The sequence below is a fragment of the Bradyrhizobium sp. genome, assembly GCF_049586575.1.
Classification (GTDB): Bacteria; Pseudomonadota; Alphaproteobacteria; order Rhizobiales; family Xanthobacteraceae; genus Bradyrhizobium.
In genome coordinates this window covers 1-2609 of record NZ_JBAVCF010000347.1, presented here as the reverse complement: position 1 = coordinate 2609, position 2609 = coordinate 1, and the positions used below count along the sequence as shown (strand labels likewise).

Below are 2609 nucleotides of genomic sequence, written 5' to 3'. Positions count from 1 at the left end.
CGCTTCGGCCTCGGCATGAACAGCGATCACGCCCTGGAGGAGGTTGGGCAGCAATTCTCAGTGACGCGCGAGCGGATTCGGCAGATCGAGGCCGAGGCGATGCGAAAGCTCAACCATCCCACCCGGTCGAGGGAGCTACCTCAGGAGCTTCCTCGAAAAGGTTGAATTGCCGTACCACACCTTGAAGCGATAGTGCGCCCCACGGCACCCGTAGAGAACGGCACGATAATTGTAACCGGCCGAGACGGATAACTCTCTCTTGCATTTGTCGATTCGACCAACCCCCCGAGCAAGCTGAAGGCAAAGATGATCGCACAGCGGGCCAGAACCGTAACGTTTTGAGAAAGGGAGCGGAGTTCGCCCCGGCGGTAGTGTCGAGCACCCCTGAATTGCCAAGATGTCATCACCTACGCTCCAAATCCGAGATCGTCACTCCCAGTAGAAACTATCGAGCGGGGGAAACCACATCCTCGGCAAGCTTCCTCACGCCATTGGTGTTAGCGATTTTCCGAATCTCGGAAAGAGCTTCAACGCGTTATCGCTCTCAATTGCTCGCCGCGTAGACGCATCCCAGTCGCCAAACGCCTCGAAGGCGGCGATCGTCGATTCGACATCCTTGGCCGGGGTGAGATGTCGCGAAAACGGAAAATCGCTGCCGAACACGATGTGAGAAGGCTCGGCTATTTCCATGAGACATTTCAGAGGGGCTGGCGCGCAGATTTCTGCGACATCATAATAGAGGCGCCGCAAGGTATCGGCGACCGTGCCGCCTTCCAGATTTTCCGCAACGCGCGGACGATTGTTCATGGCGCTCATCCGATAGACCAGGAACGGAACCGTTCCTCCACCGTGGGGCATGATCCAGCGGATGTTGGGGTATTTTCCAAAGGTGCCGTTCCACAGCAGATTGTGGATCGCCCGCGTTGTATCCAGCACAAGCTCGGTCATGCCGGACGGATAATTATATGCCGGCATGTTCTTGGCCTGGTTACGCAGGGGATGAACGAATACAACCGCCTTGCGGCGATCGAGTTCCGCGTAAAGCTCGTCCTCTTCCGGTTGGCCAAGGTGGCGGTCGCTGACATGTGTGAGCAGGCAGACGCCTTCGAGCTTGAGCGTATCGAGCGCGTATTCGGCCTCACGGACCGCGGCTCCGACGTCGGGCAGCGGCAAGATTGCAAACGCGCCGAAACGATCCGCATGGTCCGAGACCATTCGGGCGGAGTCTTCGTTGCACTCGCGCGCCAGGCGGCTGGCGAAATTCGCGTCGCCGAAATAAACGCCGGGTGAAGCGATGGAATTGACGGCGGCAGCAATGCCGTTCCGGTCCATCAGTTCGAGCTGCGCCGCCTCACTCCAGTCGGCCCATGGATTCTCGCCGCTACCGTGAATGCCGACGGTTTCAAGGGCACGTTTGTAAAACTCCGGAATCGGATGCTGGTGGGTGTCGATGAGTGGGCCGTGAGTCACGTATACACCTTCTTTTCTCATGATGTGGTTTGCAAGGTGGAAGAAAAATCAATGCTGGCCTGCACGTTCCCACGGCATCATCAGCCACTCGACGAGTGCGACCGCGGCAAACAACAGTATTCCGAGCACGCTCAGCCAAACCAGAGCCGCCCACGCCAGTGGCCCATCGAGCTGTGAGTTTGCCGCCAGAACGAGATTGCCGAGGCCGGTCACCGAACCGACAAATTCACCGATGACCGCGCCGATCACCGCGAGAGTTATGGCGACTTTCGATCCGGCGAATATGAACGGCAGCGCCGCCGGCATCTGAACCTTGACGAAAACCTGCCGCCGCGAAGCACATAGGGCGTGGGCAAGCTCCAACAAACCTGGCGGCGTCGCCTGCAGCCCGGCGGCCGTATCCACGACAATGGGGAAGAATGCCACCAGGAATGCCAATGCCAACTTCGAGCTTATGCCCAGGCCGAACCACACCAAAATAATCGGCGCGATCGCAACTTTCGGAATCGACTGGGTCGCGACCAGAATTGGATAGAGCACGAGATTGAACAGCCGTGAATTGGCGACGAACACCGCCAGCGGAATACCGATCACTAGCGCCAAGGCGAAGCCTAGAACCGTCTCGACAAAAGTCGGCCAGGTCTGCTGCAGCAGCAGATCGTAACGCTCGATGCAAACGGAGGCGATTTCGATGGGGCTCGGCAACACCAAGGGGCTGATACCGGACAGCGAGGTGTAGAGCTGCCATAGCGTCAGGATCACCATGACGCCAAGCAGGGGGTAGAGCGAGCGTGCAAGGTTTTGCGCAGTCATCGTGTGATCCCAAGCGCCCGGCCGGCTCGATGTTCAAGCTCGGTGAACTCGGGCGCGTAACGCGTCTCCGGCCGCCTCGGGTACGAAAGATCGACCGCAATGACATCGGCGATCCTGGCGGGACGCGGACTGAACACAGCGACCCTGTCGGAGAGATAAACCGCCTCGCTGATACTGTGCGTGACCAGCATCACCGTCGCGCCGGTTTTGGCGCGGACATTCAGCAGCAGGTCTTGCATCTCCATCCGTGTCAGTTCGTCGAGCGCGCCGAATGGCTCGTCCATTAAAAGTAATTTCGGCTGATGAACGAGTGCGCGGCACAAGGC

General features: G+C 58.8%; 3 protein-coding genes and 1 pseudogene. 1 reads left to right on the top strand and 3 read right to left on the bottom strand.

The annotated features are described in order from the left end of the window. Positions 1–165, top strand: a 165-nt coding sequence (locus WB528_RS13580; protein ID WP_423888928.1) for a sigma factor-like helix-turn-helix DNA-binding protein, incomplete at its 5' end; no start/stop codon positions are given. Positions 166–483: 318 nt separating this feature from the next. Here WB528_RS13580 and WB528_RS13575 read toward each other — a convergent pair. From WB528_RS13575 to WB528_RS13565, 3 genes and pseudogenes are all read right to left on the bottom strand, one after another. After that, entirely contained in the window at positions 484–1470 is a 987-nt protein-coding gene (locus WB528_RS13575; protein WP_423888927.1) for an amidohydrolase family protein, read from the bottom strand. Between the two features lie 48 nt (positions 1471–1518). Beyond that, a complete protein-coding gene (locus tag WB528_RS13570; RefSeq protein WP_423888926.1) occupies positions 1519–2283 on the bottom strand; it encodes an ABC transporter permease in 765 nt (254 codons plus the stop codon). Continuing rightward, positions 2280–2609: pseudogene (locus WB528_RS13565) on the bottom strand (ABC transporter ATP-binding protein); the annotation flags it as partial. The gene WB528_RS13570 and the pseudogene WB528_RS13565, both read right to left, overlap by 4 nt.

What these genes read in the sequence shown, in the direction of transcription:
- WB528_RS13570 (WP_423888926.1), bottom strand. Translation starts at nt 2,283, where the DNA reads ATGACTGCGCAAAACCTTGCACGCTCGCTCTACCCCCTGCTTGGCGTC.